Origin of the sequence: Bacillus sp. FDAARGOS_527, from assembly GCF_003812125.1 — a bacterium.
GTDB classification, from domain to species: Bacteria; Bacillota; Bacilli; order Bacillales; family Bacillaceae_G; genus Bacillus_A; species Bacillus_A paranthracis.
Genome location: NZ_CP033795.1, coordinates 3972468 through 3998661, shown reverse-complemented (window position 1 = coordinate 3998661; position 26194 = coordinate 3972468). Strand labels below are relative to the sequence as shown.

Here is a 26194-nt window from a genome sequence, read left to right as displayed (position 1 = left end):
GCGAATTTGCAAAGGCTTTTTTTATTGGAGGGATAGATGTGGAGAATGTAGTAAAGCATGCGTTACCGAAAGAAGTAGAGCAGTTGATGGAGCAGTACATAGTAGGACTGAAAGAAATTTTTTTAGATGAAAAAATAGTCGGGGTGTATATTTACGGATCCATCGCACTCGGTGCATTTCATGCAGAAACGAGCGATGTTGATTTTGTCACGGTAATAAGTGATCCCGTGAATGAAGCTGAAAAACAGCAACTTGTAGAGCTTCATAAGAAACTTAGTGGTAGTACGTTAGGGAAAAGAATGGATGGTATGTATATTCCGCTTGCTGATTTAGGAAAATACAATGATGAAATGAATGAGTACGTGTATTGTGCAGATGGTAAGGCGAATATAGGGCATTGGGATATTAATGCAGTCACATGGTGGACATTGAAAAATCAAGGGATTACAGTGAGCGGGAAAGAAGCAGAAGACCTTTCGTTCCAAATAAGGTGGGATGATGTAGTAAATACGATGAAATACAACGTAGAACAGTACTGGAGCGGGAAGGCGAAGCAGCCATATTTATTCTTTATAGAAGAATGGGTAGAATCAGCGGTTGTTACGATGGGGCGTATTTTATATACACTAGACCATAAAACAATCGTTTCAAAAGATAGAGGATTGCAATACTTATTAGAACATTCAGCGGAAGAGTGGGAGCTTTTATTAAAAGAAGTAGCGAGAATACGGCAAAATCCAAAAGAAAAGCGAATGCTCTCAAGGTGGAGAAGAGCAGATATGACGAAGAGGTATTTGCTGCACTTAATTGAGACGTGTAGAGAGAAATGGTAGAGAAGAAAATGGACAATACAGTTCGGTGTATTGTCTTTTTTTATATAAATTTTGGTATATAATGGTTAAAAAGGTTTAATTATACTGGAGGGGATATGGTGGAAACGGAATTAGTTACATATAAAGAAAAGAATGTACAAATGAGTATGCTCGAAGTAATCAGTATGATCGTAATTATTTTTGGGGTAATGTATGGAATTGGTTATTTGAACTTTTTATATGAATTCTCATTATATCCGTGGTATGTAAATCATCTCATTTCACCCTTCACGTTTTGTATGATTATTGTAATGTATGCACCGGCAAGAAATTACTGTGTGCATTTACTAAAATCAATACAATTCAATAACTCAAAACATTATGTAACAATAATAATGACGATGATCGTACTGCTTATATATCTCGCGGTATTAAATTTAGTTTTACCACATGGGCTTCGTGTGGAGGAATCTAATATAGTAATAGAGCCTACTAAAAATGAAATCATTTTATATGTAGTTGTACTCACGATTTTTGCGCCGATTTGGGAAGAACTTGTATTCCGGGGTATGTTTTTTATGAAATTATCTCAGCGCTTCTCTACACTTAGTAGTGCCGTTATAAGTGCTTTCATATTTACTTTAGGGCATCCCCTTACAGTAGGGAGTATTTTATATATTTTTGGTATAGGGATAAGTTTAGCCTACACCTATAAGAAAACAAACAATTTACTCGTTCCAATTGGGATTCATGTATTAAACAATTCATTTTATTTATTAGTAAATTTTCAACTGTAAAAAAGGCGCCTTTTTGAAAGGGCGTCTTTTCTATTTTGTAGTAGATAGAAAAGGCTTTACAAGTATTATGTAGAGGAAAGATAATAGAAAAATATGTGTGTGGAGGAAGACGATGAATAAATATAAATTACATATAGATAGAGAACAATTATGGAAAGGCTGCATCTTAAATTCGATTGCAAATGCAATTTTTGTAGCACATGATCCTGATCTCTCACATGAAAGTTCATGGGATGGATGTAACTATAGTATGCAAGATAGTCAAGGCGGAAGAGGGACAATTACGTTTCATCCGGATTATACGATCGCATGTCTTCAAGATGTGAATAGTGAGAGAATGGATGAGTGGATTGACGCGACAAATTATTTTGAAGGGGCACCTTCGGAAGTGTTAGAAATTGCGAAAGAGGAAGCACTTCAATACGTATTAGAAGAAGTAGAAGGCGAGACTATGCCTTTCATTACAGCAGCATTTTGGATTGAGGAGAGCGGTGCGTATTCAATCGATTCATTTGAAGAGGTGGAAGAACATGGCGGATTTTTATTAGAAATCCCATTACTTGATATGGAATCGGCAATGGAAAGATTGGAAGAAGAATATGAGCTGACAGAGGAACAAATAGAGCTTTTACAACTTGTATATGAGAGAAAAATCAAAAATCCAAACGAGGAAATTATGTTGTCTAAAGAAGAAGTAGCAATGATTGGAACGGATGATAGTGAAGGGTTAGAAGTTAGTAAAGTATCTTTTAAAGAGATGAATATTACTTGGGAGTTGTAGGAGAAGGATATAAAAGTGTGATAAAGCACTAGCAGAAAGCACAATGTGAAGTTACATTGCGTTTTCTACTAGTTTTTTCATATACATGTCAACTTCGTGAAAGAATACGGGCTCTTTTTCCTCGGTATTCAGATGTACAGCACATTGCAAATATTGCTGTAAGTAGTGATTAGCTTGCTCGTACTGTTTTAAATTGTAGAAGGAGAAACAAGTAAGAAGCAAAAACGCTTTTTCCTGTAATATTGGAACGACGGCTAGTACTGGAGTAACGGAATGTATATTTATTTTTACTAAATTCTTATAAGATGCCCACACTTGAAACCAGTCGAAAATAGTAGAAAGATAATTCGGAATGTCGATAGTTTCATGTGAAACATTATGCAATAACTGGTTCTGTTTCATATGTATAGGCTCTATTCTCGTTCGCAGAATGCAATCGAATATTGAGATGTTTTCTTTAATTAGTAATTGGTCCGTGATAAGCTGCGGGAGACCGATAGGATGAACTCCTATATGTATATAGAAGTCATCTCCCAATTGACTTTTTTGTATGTTAATGAGTTTATAAAATCCGTTTTCAGCTTTGCAAAATGTATGTCTTTTTTTCTTAAATCCAAGCAGTTTTAAAGCAGCATGTAAATTTGCAATGGAATTTTGTACCGCTTTAGAATAAGGTTTACTCTTCGTCATATTCATATGTAGTTAAGTTTTGTAAGAAACTTTCAAAGTTAGGTGCTAATTCAATTATTTGCTCAACTTCATTATCAATAAATATAACTGGAGGATTTTCAGCTACATTTCGATAGTCTAATGCAATCCACGTATGCCCGTCCCCCGATAAAAGTACAAGATTCTCAGGCATTTCCCATTCCTGAATGAAATAATGACTCTCTAAAATACTAGATTCATTTTCATCAAAAGAAATGCCATATAAGCCAGACACATTAACGTGATCGTCTGCCCAAGAATTTGGCTCTGAAGTAGGGTGAGCATCAAGGCGCAGTGTTCCTCCATTTTGTTCTTTTAGAAGGTTTATGTATGATTCCGGAAGCTTTACGTTCAGTACTTCTTCTGCTTTTTTGATTAGTTCGTCGTTAATGGGTGCTAGTTTTAAATAATCATCTTCTGTCCAAATTGTAGTCTTCATATTGGGTCACCTCAAATAATAGTTTTAAGAATCTTATGTCATATATTATAGTTAGTTTGAATAACGAGCAATAGAGGGAGGAAATAATGAAAAAGTTTCAAATCGAACTAAATAAACTGCCGACAGAAAATGCCGGAGAAATAGTAATTAGTATAGATGAGAGAATTGTGTTGCAAGAAAAAACAGACATAATCGACCCGATTTGTCAGTTGTTTGACGCATGGGGGGAATGTTTTAAAGATGATGGTGCTGTGATTTTTTTAGATGGATATGAAAAAAAGGTAGAGTTTAAGAAGAAGGATGGGGACTTTCTCATTATTAATCAGAGAGGAAAAAAGTTAGCTAGTGTTGATAGCGAGCAATTTTTACGAGTAATCTTTTCGTTTCTTAAAAAGGAGATAGAGCAGATTTACATAAGTGGAGTTGATTCTTTCCGAATAAAAGATGCGTATCATAGAATTTTAGAAATTGAGCCATTTCTTTCTGAACTTGTAAATAGAAATAACGCAATTATGTACCGAACATATCATTCTACAAGTGGTAAGTATGAATTAAACTGGAATTATTTAAAGGGGGTAGAGGTTGAACCGATATTTACTCCCGTACTATCTCATAATGAGAAGAGTATCTTTTATGTGGAGGAAAACAGCCACGAAATTCGTAAACTCAATAGTGAAACGAAAGAAGAGGTTTGGCAGTGTCATCTTCCACTAGTAGAAGATTGTAATTGCATAACTGTGAATGATGTCACAATTATTTGGCATGCGAATAGATTTGGAGAAAATATTGCGAAATTGTACGCTATTTCATCAAGTTCTGGGGAGTTTCTATGGAATTTAGAAATAGAAGGGCATATTATACAAGTTGTAAAATTACGAAGGAAGAATTACCACGTTTATTAGTTATTACACAGGAAGGCTACAATGTTTTATTAGAGCTTGAAAGTGGAGTGAAAGTATGGGAAAAGAATGTCCGAGTTGGAGGAGAGAAGTTGCAATGCCATTTTGGCTCAGATTACTATGTGTTAGCAGGGAATCCTTTGGATGAAGATGCGGAAGTTGATGCATATAGTAACGTTGCAATTGCCATTCAATTATTAGATGCTTCTACACGATGGAAACAAATGATGGAAGATTGTAATCCAAATGAACCAGTTACTTTAACTAATGAACATTTTATATGTGTAGCAATAGATTCATTACAAAAGTGGGAATATGGAAAAGAAGGTTGTAACTTAATTTTTGAAAAAGCCTTTGATGAGGTACAGTACTCTTACATTGCATCACAGGGATCAAAAATATTATTAACAAGAACTGAGTATGATTATGAAGAGGTAAGTAAACAAATACAATGTTATGACCATAAGAGCGCTCAAAAGTTATATGAAATAAATATGCCTTTTGAAATTGAATTGCCTCCATTTCTTATCGGAGAGATGATGGTATTGTCCTTAGGAGAAGGCAGAATTTGTGGTATTAATATTCAAACAGGTAAAGTGATTTGGAACAATACGATTCTACATGATATTACAGAGGTTCTGTTATATAAAGATCGAGAAATTTATATTGCAACTTCAAATTTAGAATTGATAATACTTGATGCTGCATGTGGCGAGGTAAAAGATATAATTAAACTGCCTAAAAATGTTGTAGCAATAGATTTTATTGTATCAATTGAGGAAGTTAATAATGCATTATTCATTAGTTGCGTAAGTGGAAATATGTTTGAAATAGTAGAAAGCTAATTTGTGAGTTCTCTTAAATCGAGATGTTTGTTTTAAAATAGTAGTATATATTCACTAAAAAAGATGTATAAAATGATTTTGATGCATCCTTTTTAGTGAATATACAAAATACTTAACTTAGTGTATTAAACCTATCATTCATAAGTATTCTAATATATTAAAAAGAAAAATGGAATAATAAACGAGAAATTGTCGGAATATATTCGATTTCCGTTCATTTTTATGAAATATATGTACTTTTTGTTAGATTCCTTCTTTTTCTTTCTATAAAATACACGTATGTAGATATGAGAAAAGGATGATGTACGTGAAGGACACTGTTTTACAAGAAACAATTTCTCCGCAACAGTTACATAAAGTTGTTCAAAAGAATACAGCTTATTATGACTTTAAATGGGGCAAAGTAGAAAATCCAGCGCAAGGGAATACGTGGAATTGGGTAGCCTTTTTCTTCCCAACTTTTTGGTTAGCTTATCGTAAAATGTATAAGTTGTTTATTATACTTACGTTATTAGCGGTACCTAGTATCATTGTAACTCCTTTTATAGATATTCCAGATGGGATTTATTTAACATGTAGTTTAGTTCTTCAGTTAGGAACGATGATATTTACTGGATGGCAAGGAAACCGTTTATATTATAAGCACGCTGTTCGTGTATTACATAAGGGAGAAGATATGCCAGATCATGAGAAGGCGTATTACTTACAATCAAAGGGTGGCGCTAGTTTTGCTGGTATGGTTGGTTTCCAGGTTATAGTTGGAATCGTGTTTGGTGGAGCTATGTTCGGACTCTCACTTTTACCAACTGAGCCAAATATTAAAAATGTCGTTCGTTCAAGTAGTGAAGGTGTGACTTTAGAGATTATGACGGATAATCCAACTTGGAAGTTTGTGAAGAAAGAACAAGATTATGATGTAGTAGAATTTACTGGTTATGATTATGCAGAGAAGAAGAACGTGAAAATTAAATTTGCTGTTTATTTTAGTGAAGACTATTTTGAATGGCAAGAAGTACATGAAAATAATAAGAAGTTAAGTGAAGAAGAGTTAGAAGAATATCAATTTTACATTGAAGAAAATGGTTGGGGGTTCTAGTGAGAACTCGTTCATTTTGAAAAGGAGGATCTTGTGAAGGTTCTTCTTTTTTACTTGGAAACACCATACGAATTGAAATTTTGTAAAATACAATAAAAAATGAGAATTTGAGGTAGGCTTGTCAATAACGTGAGACTATGGCACTATATAGAAATGCTATACAAATTTTATTTATCGAGATGTAAACATCAATTTTGATTTTTACGTATAAATAATGAACGGAGGAAATGAATTTATGGCTACTTTACCAAATTGTCCAAAATGTAATTCAGAATATACGTATGAGGATGGCGTTCTTTTCGTATGTCCAGAATGTGCTCATGAGTGGGGCCAAGAAGCAGAAGCTGAAAATAATGATGGTGCAAAAGTTGTAAAAGATGCGAACGGAAACGTTCTTCAAGACGGCGATGCTGTTACTGTCATTAAAGATTTAAAAGTAAAAGGAACTTCTTCAGTTGTGAAGATCGGTACGAAAGTAAAAAGTATCCGTCTAGTTGATGGCGATCATGATATTGATTGCAAAATCGACGGTTTCGGAGCTATGAAGTTAAAATCACAATTCGTTAAGAAGGCGTAAGTAAATAAAAGGAGGAGGCGTATAGGCCTCCTCTTTTTATTATGTCATTTTTTGTCGGTAAGTCGATATTCCTTGTCGAATCGTCGATATATTTCAAAAATCGTTGATATATTTTGAGTTATGATAGATATATTCGAAAAATCGTCGATATAATTTCACTTACCGAGAAAGGTGCATCATTTACCGAGCAAAAAGCTAGATTACCGTCCACCATAGTCAATATCCTTCAACTGACACCTCTTATTAAAGAATGTTTTATATCCAAGCTGTAAAAAGATAATGACAGCAAAAGCGGTACTTCCTGAAATACCGAGTATAATTGCGATTTGATATTGAATAGCTGTAAATGGTGATACACCAGATAAGATTTGACCAGTCATCATGCCCGGTAAGCTTATAATTCCCATTCCGACCATAGAATTGATCGTTGGTAAAATAGCGGAGTCAAAAGCGTCGCGTATGAGCGGAGCAGCGGCTTCTTTCGGTGTGGCGCCGAGCATAAGTGCCCCCTCGATTTGACCTCTTTGCGATTTCATATTGTTTAAGAACGTATTTGCACCGAGAGAAACACCTGTCATTGCATTCCCAACTAACATTCCGGTAATCGGAACGATATATTGCGGGGCGTACCACGGATCATGTCCGATAATAACAAAGATAAATAGTAGAAGTGGCCCAATTGATCCGGCTACCATGGAAAGGGCGGCTACTCGTTTTAATTCTTTAGACATTGGGATATTCACTCGTTTATAAATATTAAAAATTGCAAAGGTAGTAATAGAAGTAATAAGAGCAATTGTATAAAATGGATTACTGTTTTCAAATACGTATGTAAGGACATAGGCAACAAGTACGAGCTGAATCGTCATACGGAATGTTGCGAGCGCGATTTGTTTTTCGCGAGGTATTCCTTTTAATTTCACAAGCCCAATTAAAATAAGAATGAAAATATATGCAGCGGCAAGTTGCCAAATTTGGAGTTCAATCACGCCCTTCAACTGAGAGCACTTCCTTTCTAGTTGCACCGTTTGCTTTACTAATCTCAATAATATCGTCTGCAATTTCTTCTGGAAGCTGTTGTGAGTGTGTGATGAAGATGACTGTTTTTTTCTTTTCTTTTGCTAGCATAGTGAATTGCTTCATAACGCGTCGTTCTGTATCGCTATCTAACGCCGAAGTTGGTTCATCTAATAAATAAACAGGTGGATCCATAAGTACGATACGTGCAAAAGCAAGTCGTTGTTTTTCGCCACCTGATAATGAATCGGCGTTGTCTTCTAAATTTTTTTCCAAGCTAACAGTCGTTAATGCACTTCGCAAGGCAGCATCATTTGGAAATGGCTTTTCAGAAAGACGAAGTCCCATTAATAGATTGTCTTTAATGGTTCCATCGAAAATAGGTGGCGTTTGCCCAAGCATGACTACGTCACGTCGTAATTGAATAGGGGGATAATCAGAAATTAGCTTTCCGTTATATTCAATTGTTCCAGATGTTGGAGATTGTAGATCATTTAACATACGGAGCAATGTGCTTTTTCCGCTCCCACTCTCGCCGATAATACATGTGATTTTTTCTTTTTGAATCTGTAAATAAGGAATGTGCAGTATATCTTTATATGTAACGTCTTTTAATATAAACATAGATGGCTCCTTTCTGATTCTAGTTCTATCGTATCAAAAAAGAGAAGGTAACGGTTATAAAGAGCAACGTTTTTTCTTCGTCTTGATTTCTATTAATAAGTTAAGTAAACGATCTAATTCTTGGCTGAAAGAAATTACTTTATGATGAGTGAATCCGTACTTTTCAACGAGATAGATCAATTCTTTCTTCTTCGCTTCTATGCGATCATTTAGTTTCGTTACGTTCATAAGTGAAATGAAATGCCTCCTGTAAAAGTATTTACAACACAAAAAATAAGACCGAATGAATTCGGCCTTAAAGGAAATAAAACAACTTATCAATAGCATACACTGTTTATTGGTAGTTTTTAATATGAAAATGAAAAATAAATCATGATTCATATTGAGAAAGATGTGTCTGATAATTATATTTTAACGAATAAGAGAGGCTGCCTAATTAGGAGACAGCCTGTAAAGTATTAACCGTTATGATATTTGTACATCCAGAGGATACCGGATTTTAGTAACCTTGGTACACGTCCCATTAATGGTTGGTTTGCTAGCAAACCAAAGCCATGCTTCTTACCAAGAGAGCCGAGAACACCTTTTAATTTAATGACAGGTAGTTCGTCAGGAAGTGGTTCATTATGCCAACGTTTTAATAATATTTGGACAATTTGTTCCCCTTGACCTTCAGCAAGTTGTGCAGATGGTGCGTGTGGAAGTGCTGCACAATCTCCTACAACATATACGTGCTCGTTATTTGGAATATTGTGATATTTTGTTAAAACAACCCGTCCGCTACCATCTTGTTCAACTGGAAGGTTTCGAACAACTTCATTTGCTTGAATACCAGCTGTCCAGACGATTGCATCACATTCAAGTGGTTCATCGTGGTTGTACACAATATTTGGCTCTACTTTTGTAATGTTAGAGTTTCGTATAATAGTAACTTTATGTTTTACGAACCATTCTTCTACATATCTACTTAATTTCTCTGGATATGGGAATAGAATTCTATCTTTTCGATCAAATAAGTAAATTTTTAAATCAGAACGGCTTTCGCGAAGTTCACTTGCAACTTCAACGCCACTTAATCCAGCACCAACGACAGCTACCGTTGCATTTGGTTCTAGACTATTTAATTGTTCATATGTCTTACGTGTTTGTTCAATCGATTGTAGGCTATGTGTATATTCCTTCGCCCCAGGAACGTTATGGTATTTATCCTCACAGCCAAGTCCAATAATTAAATCATCATATTGGATCGCTTCGCCGCCATCGAGATGAACAGCTTTTTCTTCGAGATCAATATTTGTTACTGTGCCGTATTGAATATTGAGGCGTGGGTGTTCAGGAAACGGTATACGAATATGCGTTTCTGAAATAGTACCCGCAACTAATGCATAATATTCAGTTTTGAAGCAATGATATGGTACTTTGTCGATTAATGTCACTTGTACATCATCCGGAAGTTGGTTGCTTGGAAGTAGCCGTTGCAGAATTCTCATTCCACCGTAGCCGCCACCTAATATTACGAGGTGTTTCATGATGGATTACCCCTTTTCTGTTGAAATATCCCCTAATCATAAAATTTTATATTAATAAAATATTTTGACTTTACTCAATCAAATTATATCGAATTTGTGAACAAATAACAATGCATGAATGAATACTCTGTTGTACAATAAGAAGAAAAGTAGAGTAAACGATCTGCATTATTTAGTTACCATTTCATCGTAAATAGCATGTTATATAGAAGGAATCATCTATTTTGAAGTGAAATAATGAAGTAACTAAATAGTTTAGAAGGTGTAATGAAAACAACAAGAAACAGCTTAGTTTTTTTCTTATAGATGAAGTCAGAAAGTAATTTGTTTTGTAGTACAGGGGGGAGAATTTTGATTAAACCATTAATTGAATTTTGTGTAGGTAACCTTGCGAGTGGTTCACAAGCCGCTTTAGAGAAATTAGAAAAAGATCCGAATTTAGATGTAATGGAGTATGGTTGTTTAGGATATTGTGGTATTTGTTTTGAAGGACCGTTTGCTCTTGTAAATGGTGAAGTGGTACAAGGGGCTACAGTAGAAGAACTTGTTAATAATGTATATGAGTATTTGGATGAAAATCCAATGTTTTAAGGTGTTGCAATCGGCAGCACCTTTTTCTTTTTCTATTAGATAAAATTTTATTTCGCAGGGGAGGATAATATTGTATATAAATAAAAAAGGCCCTTTTTAGAAGGGCTTTTTTCTTACACAATTTGCGCAAGAATGGCTCATCGCCAAATGTTGTCAAATATGAGAAACGGGGGACATTCATATTGTGTTCTAAAAGCGTGCATTTTATACTTGAAATAACAAATTATTTTTGGAGTGAATACAAATGAGCCAATTTTCTTTTACAAAAATGCATGGTCTTGGCAATAGTTATATATATGTAAATATGTTTGAAGAACAAATTCCTGAAGAAGATTTAGCTCTTGTGGCGGAAAAGGTTTCAAATATTAATACTGGTATTGGAGCAGATGGAATGATTTTAATTTGTCCGTCTGACGTAGCGCCGGTGAAAATGCGCATGTTTAATAATGATGGATCAGAAGGAAAGAGCTGTGGTAACGGTCTACGCTGCGTAGCGAAATATGCGTATGAGCATAAACTAGTAGAAGATACAGTTTTCACAATTGAAACGTTAGCTGGCATTGTAACGGCTGAAGTAACGGTAGAAGAAGGGAAAGTTACGTTAGCGAAAATTGATATGGGAGCACCGCGTTTAACGCGTGCAGAAATACCGATGCTTGGTGAAGGTGAAACACCATTTATTCGTGAAAACTTCTTATACAATAACCATCGTTATGCATTTACAGCTGTTTCAATGGGAAATCCGCATGCAGTTATTTTTGTGGATGATGTAGAACAAGCACCTCTTACAACACTTGGACCAGTTCTTGAGACACACGAAATGTTCCCAGAACGAGTAAATGTTGAATTCATTGAGATTTTGAATGAGGAAGAGATGAACTTCCGCGTTTGGGAACGTGGATCTGGTGTAACACAAGCTTGCGGAACAGGGGCGTGCGCTGCAGTTGTAGCCTCTATTTTAAATGGAAAAATGGAACGTGGTAAGGAAATTACAGTTCATTTAGCTGGTGGCGATTTAATGATTGCATGGACAGAAGAAGGCAACGTGTTAATGAAAGGACCAGCAGAAGTAATTTGCCACGGAGTGTATGAGTACAAGATAGAAGCGTAAAGATGTATAATAGAACGAGAACAGAAAGGATGGTGTATTTCATGATTGAAGTAACAGAACAAGCAGCTTTTCAAATTAAAGATATGTTAAAAGATGCTGAAGATGGAGAGAAGTACGTGCGCCTTGCTGTACACGGCGGCGGATGTAGTGGTCTTTCTTACGGCTTAGGATTTGAAGTAGAACCAAAAGAAGACGACACAGTTCTTGAGTTTTTCGGTGTCGAATTTGTTATCGATAAAGAAAGTGCTCCGATTGTTAAAGGAGTAAAAATTGATTATAAACAATCTATGCTTGGCGGCGGATTCACAATTGATAATCCAAACGCAATCGCATCATGCGGATGTGGATCATCTTTCCGTACAGCGACGAATGCTGGTAAGCCAGAAGAGTGCTAAGTTTTTAGTTGAAATAGAGAAAGACCTTTTTAGCGATGGAGTGCAATCGTTAAGGAGGTCTTTTCTTTTACAGTAAAAAATCAAAAAGCCGCCTTCTAAATTTAGAAACGAGCCTTAAGATATTTGTATAACAAATTTTAAAATCTTAAACTAATTTATCTTTGCATAGATGCAAGTATCAGTTAGTTGTTTGCCGTCAGCTGAAACATCTTCATTACGTAATACCCCTTCAAGTTCAAAGCCTAGTTTTTCAGGAATCGCACGACTTTTCGTGTTATTAGATTCACATCGTATTTCAATCCTTCTAAATTTGAATAACTGAAATCCAAGGTTTGTTAACGCACGTACTGTTTCTGTTATGTATCCACTGCCACTAAATTGCGTGTTAACCCAGTATCCAATTTCACATTTAGAAACATTCCAATTAATTCGGTGAAGGCTAGCTGTTCCAATAAAATTATTCGTCTTCTTATGGTAGATAAGGTAGCGAAAGCTTTCTCTGTTCAAAAAATTTATATGGGCATTTCTCAGAAGAATTTCCGTTTCTTCAACAGTAGGAATGGACTGGAATAAAGACAACCATTGCTTTAATTCATGAATTGAATCTTTAATAGCTTTATGTACTACATTCCCTTCACCTGCTTGAAGTGGCGCTCGAAGAATGAGTCTATCTGTTTCTATTTGTAACGGAACATCTAATAAAATAGGATTCATATTATTTCTCCTCTCAAAACCTTTAATTGGGATATAATTAAATTTATGTAAAAAAACAACCTGAGAGCTAGAAAACAATAAATATATATTCACTTCATCATTTAGAAATCCCTTTTCACATATTGAAAACGAAATTGCTAGTTGATACAAAAAATAGCTGCTGAAGTAGCTTTAAGTTGGTCAAATCTTGCATGATTATTTATTTGATCTTCTTTTAAAGTTCTCTTTTTTCCAGTTATAATTGAAGGGTAGAAAGAGGGGATATATGCTGGAAAATATTTTTGAATTTATATTGAAGTACGTTATAGGTCCTATTTTTAGATGTATAAGATACCTTGTGATAGATATTATAATAGAATGCATAATAGAAGGTGTAATAAACGGTATAAGGAAATTACGTGATAAGTGGCGAAAGTGGCGTGAAAGACGTTATTGGCGGTAATAGGTACATAAAAAATTGGCAGTAAAGAGATAGAGGATAAAAAGCCTTAAGGGAGATGATTCATTCATTTCCCTTAAGGCTTTTTATAATGAAGTAGTAGCAACTCATCTAAATTTAGAATCTGTACTCATGCCAATTGGTGACGGCATGACGGTTTCTAAAGTGAAGCAATAATTATTATCTTACAAAAGTGTAATGTTCATGTCATGTTTTTGAATTTCTTCTTTAAGCTTTGGGCTTTAAGATAACAATATAAGAAAAAACATATGAGGTGAAGGAAATGAAAAGATATATTGCACTGTTTAGTATTTTAGTTGTATTCGCAAGCCTTTTAGTTGGTTGTGATATTAACCGTATGGGGAAAGATCAGTACTATGTTCAAATCACAGCTGATGGAATTGAAAAAAATGAGAAGTCTCATAGCGGAGAGCCATACAAATATTTTGAGTATAAATTAAAAGGATTCGATAAAGACGGTAAAGAGAAAGAATTAGAATTCACAGCTCAAAAAAACTTACGTAAAGATGCATTCCTACGCGTATACCACTCAGATAAAAAAGGTGTTTCGGCTTGGGAAGAAGTTAAGAAAGATGAGCTTCCTGCGAAAGTGAAAGAAAAATTAGGTGCAAAATAAGAAAGAAAAAAGGAATTGACGAACAGGGTCAATTCCTTTTTATATTTTCAAAATCATCTTCTGAAATGACTGTAAATCCATGTCTTTTGAATAAAGCAGTTGTTACCCCGTAACCAGTTTGTTTATTCCCGTTAAATTCTCCTGTATAAATTGTGGAACTACCACAAGAGGGACTGCGTTCTTTTAAAATAATATATTCTGGGCGCAAATCTTTCATTTGTTCTAATGCTTTATAAGCACCATTTACAAAAGCTTCCGTGACATCTTCACCGTCTTTTGTCATCACTTTCGCTTTTCCATCCAAAACGTCATCGCCATTCCCGCCAATAATTTCAGCTGAGGGACGAGGCGTTGGCAATCCTCCTAATACTTCGGGGCAAATGAGGAGTGTCTCTTCTTGTTGCAGCAAATCCCCTATTTTTGAAACGAGATTGTCATTTCCATCATACCGACAAGCGATACCACCTAAACAAGCGCTAATTACGATCATATTTTCATCTCCACTAAAAAAATATTAAATAGCACGCCAAATCCCCTTCCTGCCTCTTACTTATAAATGAGGTGATAAAAATGGGAAGCTTATATAACTTAATGAAACCATATAGTGAATTTCGAAGTAAAGAAGAGTTTAATACATATCAAAAACAAGTTTTGAAATGCTACCGATTTCAATTGAATAAAACAGATGCTACCATTATTCATTTTTTAGGAAAGTATGCAGTGAATGAGAAACAGAAAACAGTGGGGGTTGCTTGTCCATTAATGGAGACGATTGCGACAAATGTTGAAAAAAGTATTCGTACAGTACGCCGCTCCATTGCAAAGTTAGAGGAATTAGGAATTATAAAGCGTGTTGCAACGAAAGAAAGACATAAACGCGGCGGGTATAGTGCGAACTTATATGTATTTCTTATATCTGCAATTGACCGCATGGATGACCGTATGAAATTGTCCGCATGTGAAAGTGAGAATGATGCAGCTGGCTGTAGTGGAATGGGGCAAAAATATGAGGGGGAAACAATTCTTTCTAAAAACATTCCACAAATAAAAGAGAATAGAAAAGGAACGTACGAGCTTGATGAGACGTATTGCCGTCATGATATACCGAAGCCTTTTATATATGCACTTCTGCCGATGACGAGTAATCCGAAGAAGATTAATATATTTTGGAGTAAGGTGGAGCTTGCTTATAAAAAGAGCGGATTATTAGAGCAAGGTGTTTTACTGGAGCAAATATTAGCTGATGAAGAAGTGTATGGAAATTTCATTTGGCGCGTAAAAAGTGTTGTGAGAGCGTATAAATACGGGGAAATCCGTAAAAATGTGAAGGCACTTTTATATAGTACAGTGCGGGATTTATTTTTAGAGGTTGGATTAGAATGGGGAACAGCTGTGAGAAGAAGTAAGGGGATACCGTTATTTGATCCGTTTAAAAAGGAGCCATGCGTAAATGCATGACTCCAAGTAGTTAATCAAACTTTCTTACAACTGGAACACGAATCGCTACAAATAGTACGAAGACGATAACGGCGATTGCACCACTTTTCATAACGGTTACGATTGGAATTCCTATTGCAAGCGCGATTGATGTGAATGCATAAGAGAGCGGGATAAAGCCCATTGATGATAGCATAAGCAAACTCATTACACGTCCCATCATTTCTTCTTTTACTGTCGATTGAATCATCGCCATAAGCGGAACGATAGCCATTGCGATTGTAATACCGTAAAACATGCCAGCTAATAACGCTTGCCATAGTACAGTGCTAAAGTTGATAGATAAGAAGAATACGCCAGACAGTAGCATCATGATAATGCAAAATAGACCGCGTCTACGATTAATATTTTTTAAACCGACAATGACTGCGCCTATTGCCATTCCGCCTCCTACAGATGCTTCTAAGTAACTGAATTGAAGCGAGTCACCGTGTAGAACATTTTTAATGAAAAGCGGGAAACCGACTTGCATCGGACCGATTAAAAATAAGTTTAGAAAGGCGCTACAAATAAGGAAAGTTGAAAGGAATGGAGATTCCTTTACATATAAAATTCCTTCTTTAATAGAAGTGAACATGCTTTTGTCTGTATTTTGCTGCTCTGGCATCGTAAATTGTATTTTTTGAACGAGTATAGCTGCGACAATGAGTAATAAAATTGTAATCGAGAAAATCGTTTCATAGTTCGTAAATTTAATAAGAATGCCGCCAAGTACAGGTCCTAAAATAACCGATGCTTGGTTCGTCATTTGTGTAAGTGAGTTTGCTTGTGTTAAACGGCTTTTTTCTACAAGTTCAGGCAAGATAGATCCATCAGCCGACCAGAAAAAAGCATCAGCAAGTCCAAAGAATAAAGCGAATAAAGCAAATGTATATAGTGTTACATCACCTACGATGAACCATGTAAGGATAGTTGCGACAAGAATCGCACGAACAATATTAGAATAAAACATAATGTTTTTTTTCGGGAATTTATCAGCTACAGCGCCGCCGATAATCATAAAAATAAGCCTTGGAACACTAAGAGCTACGAAAACAACACCGAGTGATGCTTCAAGGTTTAATGTTTTTGCTATGTACCACGTTTGTGAAAAAGTAAAAAAGGCTAAAGCGAAACTTGAAAAGAGAGTAGCTGCCCAAAGAAAAAGGAAATTCGTATTTTTTAATAACGGTTTTCCGCTTCCTTCTAAAGCAGATTTATTTTGTTGTAGTTCCTCCATATTGCTTCCTTTCTATGCGACAAATTTAAACTAAAAAACTTGTTAACAATCACTTTATCCCGCGTTAACGGGCAGTAAAATTCCCATCTCAAAATTTGACTCGAGCAAAGAAGTTAGGTGGGAGACTAACTGCCCGTAAACGTCCGATTGGTGAGGGATGAATACCCCCCACCACTGAGTATAGTTTCACTTTATACAGTTTCTAATATTTCTATACTGCACTTTCTCATTGTAGACAATAATGTGGAATTTGCACAGTGGCTATTTAACGACAAAAAAGAAGATACCAAATGGTATCTTCTTTTTTGTCGTTTAGGCTAATGCAATATAAATATCCAATTGAACGTTAGCTGGATCTAACGCTCTTTCGTCATAAAGCTCAAAGTCTGTTGTAAAAGCACGCTTGTTTTCTTTTGACCATTTCCAAATATAGTCCCAAGCCTCGCAAACGACTTCAGCAACCGGTCCCTTTCTCGTTGTAAATACCGCATACGTAGCGGCAGGTATTGTTAAAGTTGTCATATTTTCAGGAACGTCTTCTAATGAAGAAACGGGCATACCGATTGTGAATTGATATGTACCAGTTTCATCTGATTCGTAGTTTGAGTAGAAAGCGAATGTTTCTTTTGTTTGTTGATTTGGGATGTGATGCATCATTTGTTCTTGGAAGTAGCGGTTCCAAAGCCCGGAGATTTTTCCGTCAGTAGATGCCTCTATTTCATTTGTCGTCGTAAGCGAAACGCCGATTGCTTGGAAAGCTTCTTTTTTTACGATGATAGGTTCTTTCATTTTAAAATATCCCCCTTATTGAACAGAACATTTGTTTTGGTTTATTGTAACATATTTTGGAAGGGAACGTTAGCGTAATAAAAAAAGAACTCCTTCACGTAAAAGGAGTTCTTTTCATTTCTATATTAAAACATACTTGAGCTGTGCATCGGTTGAAGTTTTGCGTTTGGATCGAAGTAAGCTTTCGCATTGTTTACTGCAGTTGGTGCTTCACCGAAGCCGCAAGCAATGAGTTTTACTTTTCCTTCATATGTACAAATGTCACCAGCAGCGTAAATACCAGGAATATTTGTTTCCATTTTCGAGTTCACGAGAATGCTGTTTTTTTGTATATCTAAGCCCCAGTTTTTAATTGGGCCAAGAGAAGAAACGAAGCCGTAGTTTACGATTACATCATCAACATCGATGATAATTTTTTCTTCCGTTTTTACATGCTGAAGAACGACTTGTTCAATTTTGTCATCACCAATGAGTTCTACTGGAACGTACGGTGTGCTTACTTCTGCACGAGAGTTCATTAAGCTTTCTACGCTATGTTCATGCGCGCGGAATTTATCACGGCGATGAACGATTGTAACTTTGTCAGCGATCGGCTCTAACATCATTGTCCAGTCAACAGCTGAATCGCCGCCGCCAAATACTACGACGCGCTTACCAGCAAATTTATTCATATCATCAACGAAATAATGTAAGTTTTTCTTTTCATACTTTGCTGTTCCTTCTAATTCTAAGCGGCGTGGTTGGAAAGCACCATTGCCAGCAGTAATAATAACTGATTTAGAATAGTGAGTTTGCTTATTCGTAACAAGTTTAAATATACCATCAGCTTGTTTCTCAAGCGTATCAACAGCTTCTTCTAAACAAACGGTTGGATCAAATTTCTTCATTTGCTCTTTTAAGTTATCAACTAATTCTTGTGCGCGCACTTTCGGGAATCCAGCTACATCATAAATGTATTTTTCAGGGTAGAGTGCGGATAATTGTCCGCCAAGCTGAGGTAAGCTTTCAATAATCTTTACACTTGCTTGTCTCATACCGCCATAAAATGCTGTGAATAGTCCTGTTGGACCACCACCAATAATTGTTATGTCGTAAACTTTTTGATTTTCTGCCACTTTCATTCCCCCTATAGATGGAATTTTGATATTGATTTCATATATTGTTCATATGTACACGAAAATCCTGCAAATGATGACACTTTCAAATAAATGATAGCATATTTGAGTTCAGAATACTTCTGAAAACGACTGAATTGTGTGTAAGTTTTCGCATAGGTGGTTTTTACATTGTATAAAATATACAGAAAGGAAAATACATGAAAAAAAGGCTGAAAAACCCTTGAAAACGCTATGTTATTTTAAAATATTGATAATTCTCCAGACGCTTGAATTCTGGAATAAAACCGACTAATATAGGGAAGTATTATGTTAAATTTCTATGACAAAATTCGTACGATTTTTTGACTGTGTTTTGTTATGATATAGAATGTGATAAATTCCACATTCTTGACAAATAGAGTTTTTAGTACTTGGTATTATTTTTTATTACTATTATATAAAGAAAAGGGTTGTGATTTGGTGAAGACTCCAAAAATCGTAGTTTTAGGTGCAGGTTATGGCGGGATGATTACGACTGTTCGTCTGCAAAAAGCATTATCTGTAAATGAAGCTGAAATTACGTTAGTAAACAACAACAGCTATCACTACCAAGCGACTTGGTTACACGAGAGCGCAGCTGGTACATTACAAGATGAAAAAATCTGTCTAGATATTCAAGACGTTATTGATACAAACAAAGTGAACTTTGTACAAGACACAGTAGTAGAAATTAAAGCTGCTGAAAAACGCATTATCTTAAAAGACGGCGAGTTAGAGTATGACTACTTAGTAATCGGTCTTGGTTTCGAATCAGAAACATTCGGAATTACAGGATTAAAAGAGCACGCATTCTCAATCGCTAACATTAATGCAACTCGTGAAATTCGTGAGCATATGGAAGCTAGTTTTGCTAAATATGCAGATGAAAAGCGCGATGAGTTAGTAACAATCGTTGTTGGTGGTGCTGGATTTACTGGTATCGAGTACGTAGGTGAGCTTGCAAACCGTGTTCCTGAACTTTGCAAACAGTACAATGTACCACGTGAAAAAGCACGTATTATCTGTGTAGAAGCTGCTCCAACAGCACTTCCAGGTTTCGATCCTGCATTAGTAGAATACGCTGTAAAACAACTTGAGAAAAAAGGCGTAGAATTCCGCATCGGTACAGCAATTAAAGAAGCAACTGAAGAAGGTATTATCGTTGCAAATGGCGATGATACTGAATTAATTAAGTCTGAAACAGTAGTTTGGGCTGCAGGTGTTCGTGGTAACGGTATTGTGGAAGAGTCTGGCTTTGAAGCAATGCGCGGACGTGTAAAAGTTGATGAGTACATGCACGCTCCAGGATACGAAGATGTATTCATGGTTGGTGACGCAGCGTTAATCATTAACGAAGAAATTAACCGTCCATACCCACCAACAGCACAGATCGCAATTCAACAAGGTTACAACATTGCGCACAACTTAACTGTGTTAGTTCGTGGTAAAGGCGAAATGAAGAAATTCGTATTCGACAATAAAGGATCTGTATGTTCTTTAGGTCATGACGATGCAATGGGCGTTGTTATGGGCAAAAAGTTAACAGGTTGGAAAGCTTCCTTCATGAAGAAAGTGATCGATAACCGTTACCTATTCTTATTAGGTGGACCTTTATTAGTTCTTAAAAAAGGTAAATTAAAGTTCTTTTAATATATAGTAGAAAAAGCAGAAACGGCTAAGAGCTGTTTCTGCTTTTTTCATTTAAAAAATATAGTATAATATATAAAAAAGAAAGAATATTCTGTCCGTTCTAATAGAGGAGGGTATGACATCATGGAGAAGCGAGGAAAAGTATGGTTAGCTGTCAGTGGCCTAGTAGCTACAAAAGATGGCAGGTGGTTATTCGTTAAGAAGAAATACAGTGGGTTAAAGGGGAAATGGTCTTTACCGGCTGGTTTTGTAAATGAAGGTGAGACCGTTGATGAAGCTGTGAAACGTGAAGTGTTAGAAGAGACAGGTATTGTCGCTCATGTAAAGGGGATCATTGGTGTTAGATCGGGCGTAATTCGCAATGAGATTAGTGATAATATGATTATTTTCCTTTTGGAGCCTGAAGAGGAAGAGATTATTGTACAGGAGAAGGAATTGTCTGAAGTAGCGTTTCTACATCCAGATACGATTGCGGACGATCCAAATACGTCTGTACTTATTACATATTTGTTAGAAAGACAATCAGAATTACATCTTGAAATGGACAAAACATTAGATCCAGGAGAGCAGTTTGGTTATACAGCCTATCACGTATTTACGGCACATACAAAGGAGAGGGAGAAAGAGTGAGTATACCGGTATTACTTATTTCAATGATGTTATTTTTCATTTTGTTTTTTGGAATTGGATTTTTACTCAACATGATATTGCGAGCGACATGGGTAATGGTTATTGTATATCCGATTGTTTGTATGCTTATTATTAATAAGGCGAGTATGTGGGATTATTTTTCAAAGCCAAAAGAAACATTCTCTTCATTTGGGACAAGTGTATCGCATTTAGGACAAGCAGATGTGTTTATTTTATCTACTGGATTGATTGGTGCTGCTTTAGCGGGAATCGTTATTAAGAAACTTCGGAAAAGCGGATATCAAATGTTTTAATCTCCAATGCAATTGGAGATTATTTTTTTGCATATTCTTTCATCGTATAGGGAATGATTAACGATGAAGGAGTGTGGCATATAAAAATGTTAAAACGATATTGTATTCGCATTATGATGACTTGTTTACTTGCAATTGCATTATGCGTAACATGGAATGCTTTCACAGGAGTTTCTTTATTAGAGATTGTAAAGAAATATGAGGGAACGAGTGCAAAAGAAGTACATGCAGCAGAAGTTAAAAGAAATGTTGCTCCGAGTAAAGAAGTGATAAATGCTTTAGAGCAGGCAAACGACTGGTCTAAATATCGTTCAATTGAAATGACTGCAACAGGTTATACGTCGGGAATTGAGTCAACTGGTAAGAGGCCGGGACATCCGGAGTATGGTATTACATATTCAGGTGTTAAGGCGAAACGGGATTTATATTCCACAATTGCAGCAGACTTACGCGTATTCCCAATTGGAACAATCTTATTCGTACCAGGTTATGGGTATGGTGTAGTAGCTGATAAGGGCGGTGCAATAAAAGGAAACCGTCTTGATTTGTACTATGATACAGTGAAAGATGTTTATAGCCAATGGGGTAAGAAAAAAGTAAATGTATATGTAGTTAAGATAGGAAATGGTAAGTTTTCAGAAGAAGAGTTAACGATGTTAAACCAAGATGAGACGATGCAAGTGTTTCGTGGTCAATATTTAAAACAAAGATAGTCTAGTGGTAAGTACGCTAGACTTTTTTTATTTTATATAGGGTATAACAGAAGTTAGAATTGTCGCATTTTATCGAAAATAAAGTTATAATAAAGATAGAGTAGAGAAATTTAGGGGGTCTGAACATGTTTTACGTACAAAAAGAATTAGCAAGCCATGAAGCGGTGATTGTTGCCTTATTTGAAGAAGAGCAAACGAGTAGTTTTGTACAAGAACTGGACAAAGCGTTTGAAGGACAATTACAAGTTTTATTAGAAGAGAAAGAACTTTCTACGAAGAAGAAAGCTATTTCAAAAGTACATAGTTTAGGAAAAACAGAAGTGAAACGTTATTATTTCGTTGGTTTAGGCAAGAAAGAATCTTATACGACAGAAACATTACGTTCGGCTCTTGGTAAGACGTTTAAAACACTGCAAGCAGCAAAAGTACAAGATGCAGCAATCTTACTTGATTCTTTCGTAACAAAGAAATTAGACGCGATTGATGTCGCTCATATTGCGGCAGAAGTACAAGGCCTTGGTACATATGAGTTACAAACGTATAAATCAGATAAAAAGGATCGTGTAGAGTTAGAGAAGTTTACGGCTATTACAGCGGAAGATGCACAGGAAATTGAAGCGGCATTAACAGTTGGCTACGTACATGGACGTGCAACAAATTCAGCTCGTACACTTGTAAATATGCCGCCAAACGTATTAACAGCGACGAAGCTTGCTGAGTATGCTGTTGAGTTAGCGGAGAAGTATGATATGGATTATAAAGTTCTTGAGAAAGAAGAGATGGAAGAGCTTGGTATGGGTGCGTTACTTGCAGTAAACCAAGGTAGTGTAGAGCCACCAAAAATGATCGCTCTTATTTATAAAGGAAAAGAAGAGTGGACAGATGTTATTGGATTCGTTGGAAAAGGAATCACATACGATACAGGTGGTTATTCTTTAAAACCACGTGAAGGTATGGTCGGTATGAAAGGTGATATGGGCGGTGCAGCTGCTGTATTAGGTGCGATGGAAATTATCGGTGAACTTCGCCCAGAGCAAAATGTGATTGCTGTTATTCCATCAACAGATAACGTTGTAAGTGGTACCGCATTTAAGCCAGACGATGTAATCACATCTATGAGCGGAAAAACAATTGAAGTATTAAATACAGATGCAGAAGGTCGCTTAGCATTAGCTGACGGTATTACGTATGCGAAAAAATTAGGTGCAAACTATTTAATTGATGTTGCGACATTGACAGGTGGTGTAATTGTTGCACTTGGAAATCATACGACAGGTGCAATGACAAACAATGAAGAGTTGTTTGAGCAAGTGCTAGAAGCATCTATGGAAACAGATGAATCAATTTGGCAATTACCGATTTTTGATCGTGATAAAGAACGCGTGAGAAACAGTAAGTTTGCTGATTTAAATAACTCACCAGGCCGCGAAGGACATGCGGTTATGGCTGGTACATTCCTAAGTGAATTTGCTGAAGATACACCTTGGGTACACTTAGACATCGCTGGAACATCTGAATCATCAGGAGCACATGATTTAGGTCCAGCTGGAGCAACAGGTGCAATGGTACGTACACTTGCAACGCTTGTTGAACGTTTCGGCGAAGAATAAGATCGTAAGAGAGGGCTGTTCCTACATTTTGGAACAGCCTTTTTTATTGATATATGGTGTTACGGCCGATGTAATTTTACTTTATAGAGAAATTGTATATAAAGTCCCGTTTAAAGCAAAGGAAGTGCGGCCCGTTTCTTCAGAGACAACTAAAATAAGGGCATCGCTTTTTTCTGATAAGCCAATTGCAGCTCTGTGACGTGTTCCTAGTTCAGGATCAACTTCTGTGCTTTCCGTGAGCGGAAGAATATTGGCAGCTGAGACAATATGATTATTTTTAACGAGAACGGCTCCATCATGAAGAGGGTTACCTGGATAAAATATTGATTCGAGTAATGGTGCGGTTAAATGAGCGTTTAATGTCGTTCCAGTTTGAATGAAAGCTTCAAGCGTCTCGTTTCGTTCCACAACGATAAGAGCGCCATGTTTTCGGGCGCTTAAATGTTGGATAGCTGTCGTAATAAAAGATGAACTTTCCGTATAAGGTGATAAATATGCTTGAATATAGTATGTAGCTGCCAATGTTTGTACATTTGCTAATATATGATGAATATCTTCCATTTTGCATAAAATACATTCGTCTTCTTTATCGATTGCGCTCCTCATAATCGATAGTTCTTTTTCAGCAATTTCAATCATTTGCTTTGTTTGTATTTTGAGCTCTTCTGACAAGCCCCATTCGCGCATAATCCTCATTCCCTTTAGTGGAGTATTTAACAATAGTGTATACAAATATTCCTAGTAAAATCCTGCTAGATTTTATAAAATATTGAGATACAGCATGTTTTTTTCATATAATAAAGGTATGACGAGCGAGAGGAGAGAGAAGAATGAATTGGAAACAAGAATTTAGTCGCTGGCTTTCTTACGCACAATTAGATGCAGAATTAAAAGAACAGCTAGAAAATATGAAGCAAGATGAGAAGAAAATCGAGGATAGCTTTTATAAAAATCTAGAGTTTGGCACAGGTGGTATGCGTGGTGAACTTGGTGCTGGTACGAACCGTTTAAACGTATATACAGTTCGTAAAGCGACAAAAGGATTAGCAAGCTTTATCGAAAAGTTAGGTGAAGAAGCGAAAAAACGCGGTGTTGTTGTAGCCTATGATTCTCGTCATAAATCACCTGAGTTCGCAATGGAAGTTGCTGCTACACTAGGTGCACACGGCATTACAACATATGTGTTTGAAAGCTTACGTCCAACGCCAGTGCTTTCTTTCGCAGTTCGTCATTTACATACAGTGAGTGGAATCGTTCTTACTGCAAGTCATAATCCGCCTGAATATAACGGTTATAAAGTATACGGTGAAGATGGTGGACAGTTGCCTCCGAAAGAAGCTGATGAATTAATTAGCTACGTAAACGCAGTAGAAGACGAGTTAACAGTTGAGGTTGCTAATGTGGAGCAATTAAAAGCTGACGGTTTATTACATATTATTGGACAAGAAGTCGATGATGCATATGCTGCAGAATTGAACAATGTCATTATTAATAAAGAAATGGTGGAAAAGGCCGGCAAAGATTTGAAAATCGTCTTCACACCACTACACGGAACATCAAATATTTCTGTACGCCGTGGTTTAAAAGAAGTTGGATTTACAGATGTAACAGTTGTAAAAGAGCAAGAGTTACCAGATCCGAACTTCTCTACAGTAAAATCACCGAACCCAGAAGAGCATGCAGCATTTGAATATGCAATTCGTGACGGTGAAAAGGTAGGAGCGGATGTATTAATCGCAACAGATCCTGACGCAGATCGCCTTGGTGTAGCAGTTCGTAATCACGATGGTGAGTTCCAAGTATTAACTGGTAACCAAACAGGTGCATTAATGCTTGATTATTTACTATCACAAAAGAAAGAAAACGGAACGCTTCCAGAGAACGGTGTCGTATTAAAAACAATCGTAACGTCTGAAATCGGCCGTACAATCGCGAAAGCATACGGTTTAGATACAATTGATACGTTAACTGGGTTTAAATTTATCGGTGAGAAAATTAGACAGTATGAAGAAAGCGGACAATATGAATTCCAATTCGGTTATGAGGAAAGCTATGGTTATTTAATCCGCCCATTCTGCCGTGATAAAGATGCAGTACAATCTGTCCTATTCGCATGTGAAGTAGCTGCATACTACAAATCTCAAGGGAAGACGTTATATGACGGTCTATTAGAAGTATTTGAGAAGTACGGCTTCTTCCGTGAAGACCTTGTGTCGTTAACGTTAAAAGGAAAAGATGGAGCGGAAAAAATCCAAGAGATGATGGCAACGTTCCGTGAAAATCCTCCGAAAGAAGTAGCGGGCTTAACAGTCGTGTCAGTTGAAGACTATAAAGCAAGCATCGTTACATCTTTACAAGATGGACATAAAGAAGAGATTCACTTACCGAAATCAAATGTGTTAAAATATCAATTAGAGGATGGTTCATGGTTCTGCCTACGTCCATCTGGAACTGAACCGAAGATTAAGTTCTACTTTGGTGTAAAAGATAGTTCTTTACAAAATAGTGAACAAAAGTTACTTACTATTAAAGAAGACATTATGAATCGTTTATAATACAAAGTAATTTTAAGTAGTAAGGAACAAAAGGGAGCGAAATCTCCCTTTTGTTTTATGTAGGAAATGA

The 26194-nt window shown here is 36.3% G+C and carries 28 protein-coding genes and 2 pseudogenes; 18 read left to right on the top strand and 12 right to left on the bottom strand.

The features are described 5' to 3' along the window. Positions 1-38 precede the first annotated feature (38 nt). The 3 genes from EGX95_RS23515 (at position 39) to EGX95_RS23505 (ending at position 2390) form a co-directional block, all read left to right on the top strand. Positions 39-833: a nucleotidyltransferase domain-containing protein gene (locus EGX95_RS23515; protein ID WP_002028775.1), complete on the top strand. Its 795-nt coding sequence runs from the start codon at positions 39-41 to the stop codon at positions 831-833. 98 nt (positions 834-931) lie between these two features. Next, a complete protein-coding gene (locus EGX95_RS23510; protein WP_000447123.1) occupies positions 932-1609 on the top strand; it encodes a CPBP family intramembrane glutamic endopeptidase in 678 nt (225 codons plus the stop codon). A 112-nt stretch (positions 1610-1721) separates the two neighbouring features. Continuing rightward, a complete protein-coding gene (locus tag EGX95_RS23505; RefSeq protein ID WP_001046062.1) occupies positions 1722-2390 on the top strand; it encodes a hypothetical protein in 669 nt (222 codons plus the stop codon). Positions 2391-2441: 51 nt separating this feature from the next. On the opposite strand, the gene EGX95_RS23500 is transcribed toward EGX95_RS23505, so the two are convergent. Together EGX95_RS23500 and EGX95_RS23495 are read right to left on the bottom strand one after the other, a co-directional pair. Next, positions 2442-3080 carry a DUF4304 domain-containing protein gene (locus EGX95_RS23500; protein WP_012580675.1) on the bottom strand — a complete coding sequence of 213 codons (639 nt, stop codon included), beginning with the start codon at positions 3078-3080 and terminating at the stop codon, positions 2442-2444. After that, complete coding sequence (locus tag EGX95_RS23495; protein ID WP_002028779.1) at positions 3067-3537, bottom strand: SMI1/KNR4 family protein; 471 nt, start codon at positions 3535-3537, stop codon at positions 3067-3069. Before EGX95_RS23495 ends, EGX95_RS23500 begins: the two co-directional genes overlap by 14 nt. Before the next feature lie 86 nt (positions 3538-3623). Between EGX95_RS23495 and EGX95_RS23490 the strand changes: the two are divergent. From EGX95_RS23490 to phnA, 3 genes and pseudogenes are all read left to right on the top strand, one after another. Next, positions 3624-5281 (top strand): annotated as a pseudogene (locus EGX95_RS23490) (PQQ-binding-like beta-propeller repeat protein). Positions 5282-5582: 301 nt separating this feature from the next. Then, the gene (locus EGX95_RS23485) at positions 5583-6377 is read left to right on the top strand and encodes a DUF2628 domain-containing protein (protein ID WP_000289368.1); all 795 of its coding nucleotides are present in this window, start codon (positions 5583-5585) and stop codon (positions 6375-6377) included. A gap of 235 nt (positions 6378-6612) precedes the next feature. Continuing rightward, positions 6613-6954 carry an alkylphosphonate utilization operon protein PhnA gene (gene phnA / locus EGX95_RS23480; protein WP_000212737.1) on the top strand — a complete coding sequence of 114 codons (342 nt, stop codon included), beginning with the start codon at positions 6613-6615 and terminating at the stop codon, positions 6952-6954. A gap of 200 nt (positions 6955-7154) precedes the next feature. Here the strand turns inward: phnA and EGX95_RS23470 are convergent, their stop codons facing one another. The 4 genes from EGX95_RS23470 to EGX95_RS23455 form a co-directional block, all read right to left on the bottom strand. Then, entirely contained in the window at positions 7155-7952 is a 798-nt protein-coding gene (locus EGX95_RS23470) for an ABC transporter permease (protein WP_000679250.1), read from the bottom strand. Then, on the bottom strand, positions 7936-8595 hold the full coding sequence (locus tag EGX95_RS23465) for an ABC transporter ATP-binding protein (RefSeq protein WP_000470273.1): 660 nt from the start codon (positions 8593-8595) through the stop codon (positions 7936-7938). The genes EGX95_RS23470 and EGX95_RS23465 overlap by 17 nt, the downstream gene beginning before the upstream one ends. A 54-nt stretch (positions 8596-8649) precedes the next feature. Continuing rightward, the gene (locus tag EGX95_RS23460; protein ID WP_001103328.1) at positions 8650-8823 is read right to left on the bottom strand and encodes an aspartyl-phosphate phosphatase Spo0E family protein; all 174 of its coding nucleotides are present in this window, start codon (positions 8821-8823) and stop codon (positions 8650-8652) included. 230 nt (positions 8824-9053) lie between these two features. Next, positions 9054-10124: an NAD(P)/FAD-dependent oxidoreductase gene (locus tag EGX95_RS23455; protein WP_000682073.1), complete on the bottom strand. Its 1071-nt coding sequence runs from the start codon at positions 10122-10124 to the stop codon at positions 9054-9056. A gap of 351 nt (positions 10125-10475) precedes the next feature. On the opposite strand from EGX95_RS23455, the gene EGX95_RS23450 reads away from it, so the two are divergent. From EGX95_RS23450 to EGX95_RS23440, 3 genes are all read left to right on the top strand, one after another. After that, the gene (locus EGX95_RS23450; protein WP_000595026.1) at positions 10476-10715 is read left to right on the top strand and encodes a YuzB family protein; all 240 of its coding nucleotides are present in this window, start codon (positions 10476-10478) and stop codon (positions 10713-10715) included. A gap of 244 nt (positions 10716-10959) precedes the next feature. After that, positions 10960-11826 (top strand): diaminopimelate epimerase, encoded by an 867-nt coding sequence (dapF, locus tag EGX95_RS23445; RefSeq protein WP_000077385.1) that lies wholly within the window; start codon positions 10960-10962, stop codon positions 11824-11826. 41 nt (positions 11827-11867) lie between these two features. Next, positions 11868-12221: a HesB/IscA family protein gene (locus EGX95_RS23440; RefSeq protein ID WP_000573822.1), complete on the top strand. Its 354-nt coding sequence runs from the start codon at positions 11868-11870 to the stop codon at positions 12219-12221. Between the two features lie 150 nt (positions 12222-12371). On the opposite strand, the gene EGX95_RS23435 is transcribed toward EGX95_RS23440, so the two are convergent. Further along, positions 12372-12935, bottom strand: coding sequence for a GNAT family N-acetyltransferase (locus EGX95_RS23435; RefSeq protein ID WP_001068205.1), 564 nt, complete (start codon positions 12933-12935; stop codon positions 12372-12374). Between the two features lie 526 nt (positions 12936-13461). Between EGX95_RS23435 and EGX95_RS31080 the strand changes: the two are divergent. Next, a pseudogene (locus tag EGX95_RS31080) lies at positions 13462-13551 on the top strand (methyltransferase); the annotation flags it as partial. Positions 13552-13657: 106 nt separating this feature from the next. Beyond that, entirely contained in the window at positions 13658-14011 is a 354-nt protein-coding gene (locus tag EGX95_RS23425; RefSeq protein ID WP_000833138.1) for a YxeA family protein, read from the top strand. Positions 14012-14039: 28 nt separating this feature from the next. On the opposite strand, the gene EGX95_RS23420 is transcribed toward EGX95_RS23425, so the two are convergent. Beyond that, positions 14040-14501, bottom strand: coding sequence for a 2-thiouracil desulfurase family protein (locus tag EGX95_RS23420; RefSeq protein WP_000635515.1), 462 nt, complete (start codon positions 14499-14501; stop codon positions 14040-14042). A gap of 80 nt (positions 14502-14581) precedes the next feature. On the opposite strand from EGX95_RS23420, the gene EGX95_RS23415 reads away from it, so the two are divergent. Continuing rightward, positions 14582-15469 (top strand): helix-turn-helix domain-containing protein, encoded by an 888-nt coding sequence (locus EGX95_RS23415; protein WP_123805755.1) that lies wholly within the window; start codon positions 14582-14584, stop codon positions 15467-15469. 10 nt (positions 15470-15479) lie between these two features. On the opposite strand, the gene EGX95_RS23410 is transcribed toward EGX95_RS23415, so the two are convergent. The 3 genes from EGX95_RS23410 to EGX95_RS23400 form a co-directional block, all read right to left on the bottom strand. Further along, complete coding sequence (locus tag EGX95_RS23410; protein ID WP_000391922.1) at positions 15480-16727, bottom strand: MFS transporter; 1248 nt, start codon at positions 16725-16727, stop codon at positions 15480-15482. 312 nt (positions 16728-17039) lie between these two features. Further along, positions 17040-17516, bottom strand: a complete 477-nt coding sequence (locus EGX95_RS23405; protein WP_000662568.1) for a GyrI-like domain-containing protein — start codon at positions 17514-17516, stop codon at positions 17040-17042. A 125-nt stretch (positions 17517-17641) separates the two neighbouring features. Beyond that, the gene (locus EGX95_RS23400) at positions 17642-18631 is read right to left on the bottom strand and encodes an NAD(P)/FAD-dependent oxidoreductase (protein WP_000829779.1); all 990 of its coding nucleotides are present in this window, start codon (positions 18629-18631) and stop codon (positions 17642-17644) included. A 462-nt stretch (positions 18632-19093) separates the two neighbouring features. Between EGX95_RS23400 and EGX95_RS23395 the strand changes: the two genes are divergently transcribed. From EGX95_RS23395 to pepA, 5 genes are all read left to right on the top strand, one after another. Then, positions 19094-20302 (top strand): NAD(P)/FAD-dependent oxidoreductase, encoded by a 1209-nt coding sequence (locus EGX95_RS23395; RefSeq protein ID WP_000856601.1) that lies wholly within the window; start codon positions 19094-19096, stop codon positions 20300-20302. Positions 20303-20425: 123 nt separating this feature from the next. Then, on the top strand, positions 20426-20932 hold the full coding sequence (locus tag EGX95_RS23390) for an NUDIX domain-containing protein (RefSeq protein WP_000415310.1): 507 nt from the start codon (positions 20426-20428) through the stop codon (positions 20930-20932). Continuing rightward, positions 20929-21246 carry a YuiB family protein gene (locus EGX95_RS23385; RefSeq protein ID WP_000027014.1) on the top strand — a complete coding sequence of 106 codons (318 nt, stop codon included), beginning with the start codon at positions 20929-20931 and terminating at the stop codon, positions 21244-21246. The genes EGX95_RS23390 and EGX95_RS23385 overlap by 4 nt, the downstream gene beginning before the upstream one ends. Positions 21247-21332: 86 nt before the next feature. Continuing rightward, on the top strand, positions 21333-21959 hold the full coding sequence (locus tag EGX95_RS23380; protein WP_000920101.1) for a 3D domain-containing protein: 627 nt from the start codon (positions 21333-21335) through the stop codon (positions 21957-21959). Positions 21960-22084: 125 nt separating this feature from the next. Further along, on the top strand, positions 22085-23569 hold the full coding sequence (gene pepA / locus EGX95_RS23375) for a cytosol aminopeptidase (RefSeq protein ID WP_000500247.1): 1485 nt from the start codon (positions 22085-22087) through the stop codon (positions 23567-23569). A gap of 81 nt (positions 23570-23650) precedes the next feature. Here pepA and cdaS read toward each other — a convergent pair whose 3' ends face one another. Then, complete coding sequence (gene cdaS, locus EGX95_RS23370; RefSeq protein ID WP_063246672.1) at positions 23651-24256, bottom strand: sporulation-specific diadenylate cyclase CdaS; 606 nt, start codon at positions 24254-24256, stop codon at positions 23651-23653. 143 nt (positions 24257-24399) lie between these two features. Here cdaS and EGX95_RS23365 point away from each other — a divergent pair, with 143 nt between their 5' ends. Further along, entirely contained in the window at positions 24400-26124 is a 1725-nt protein-coding gene (locus EGX95_RS23365) for a phospho-sugar mutase (RefSeq protein WP_001104209.1), read from the top strand. Positions 26125-26194 lie beyond the last annotated feature (70 nt).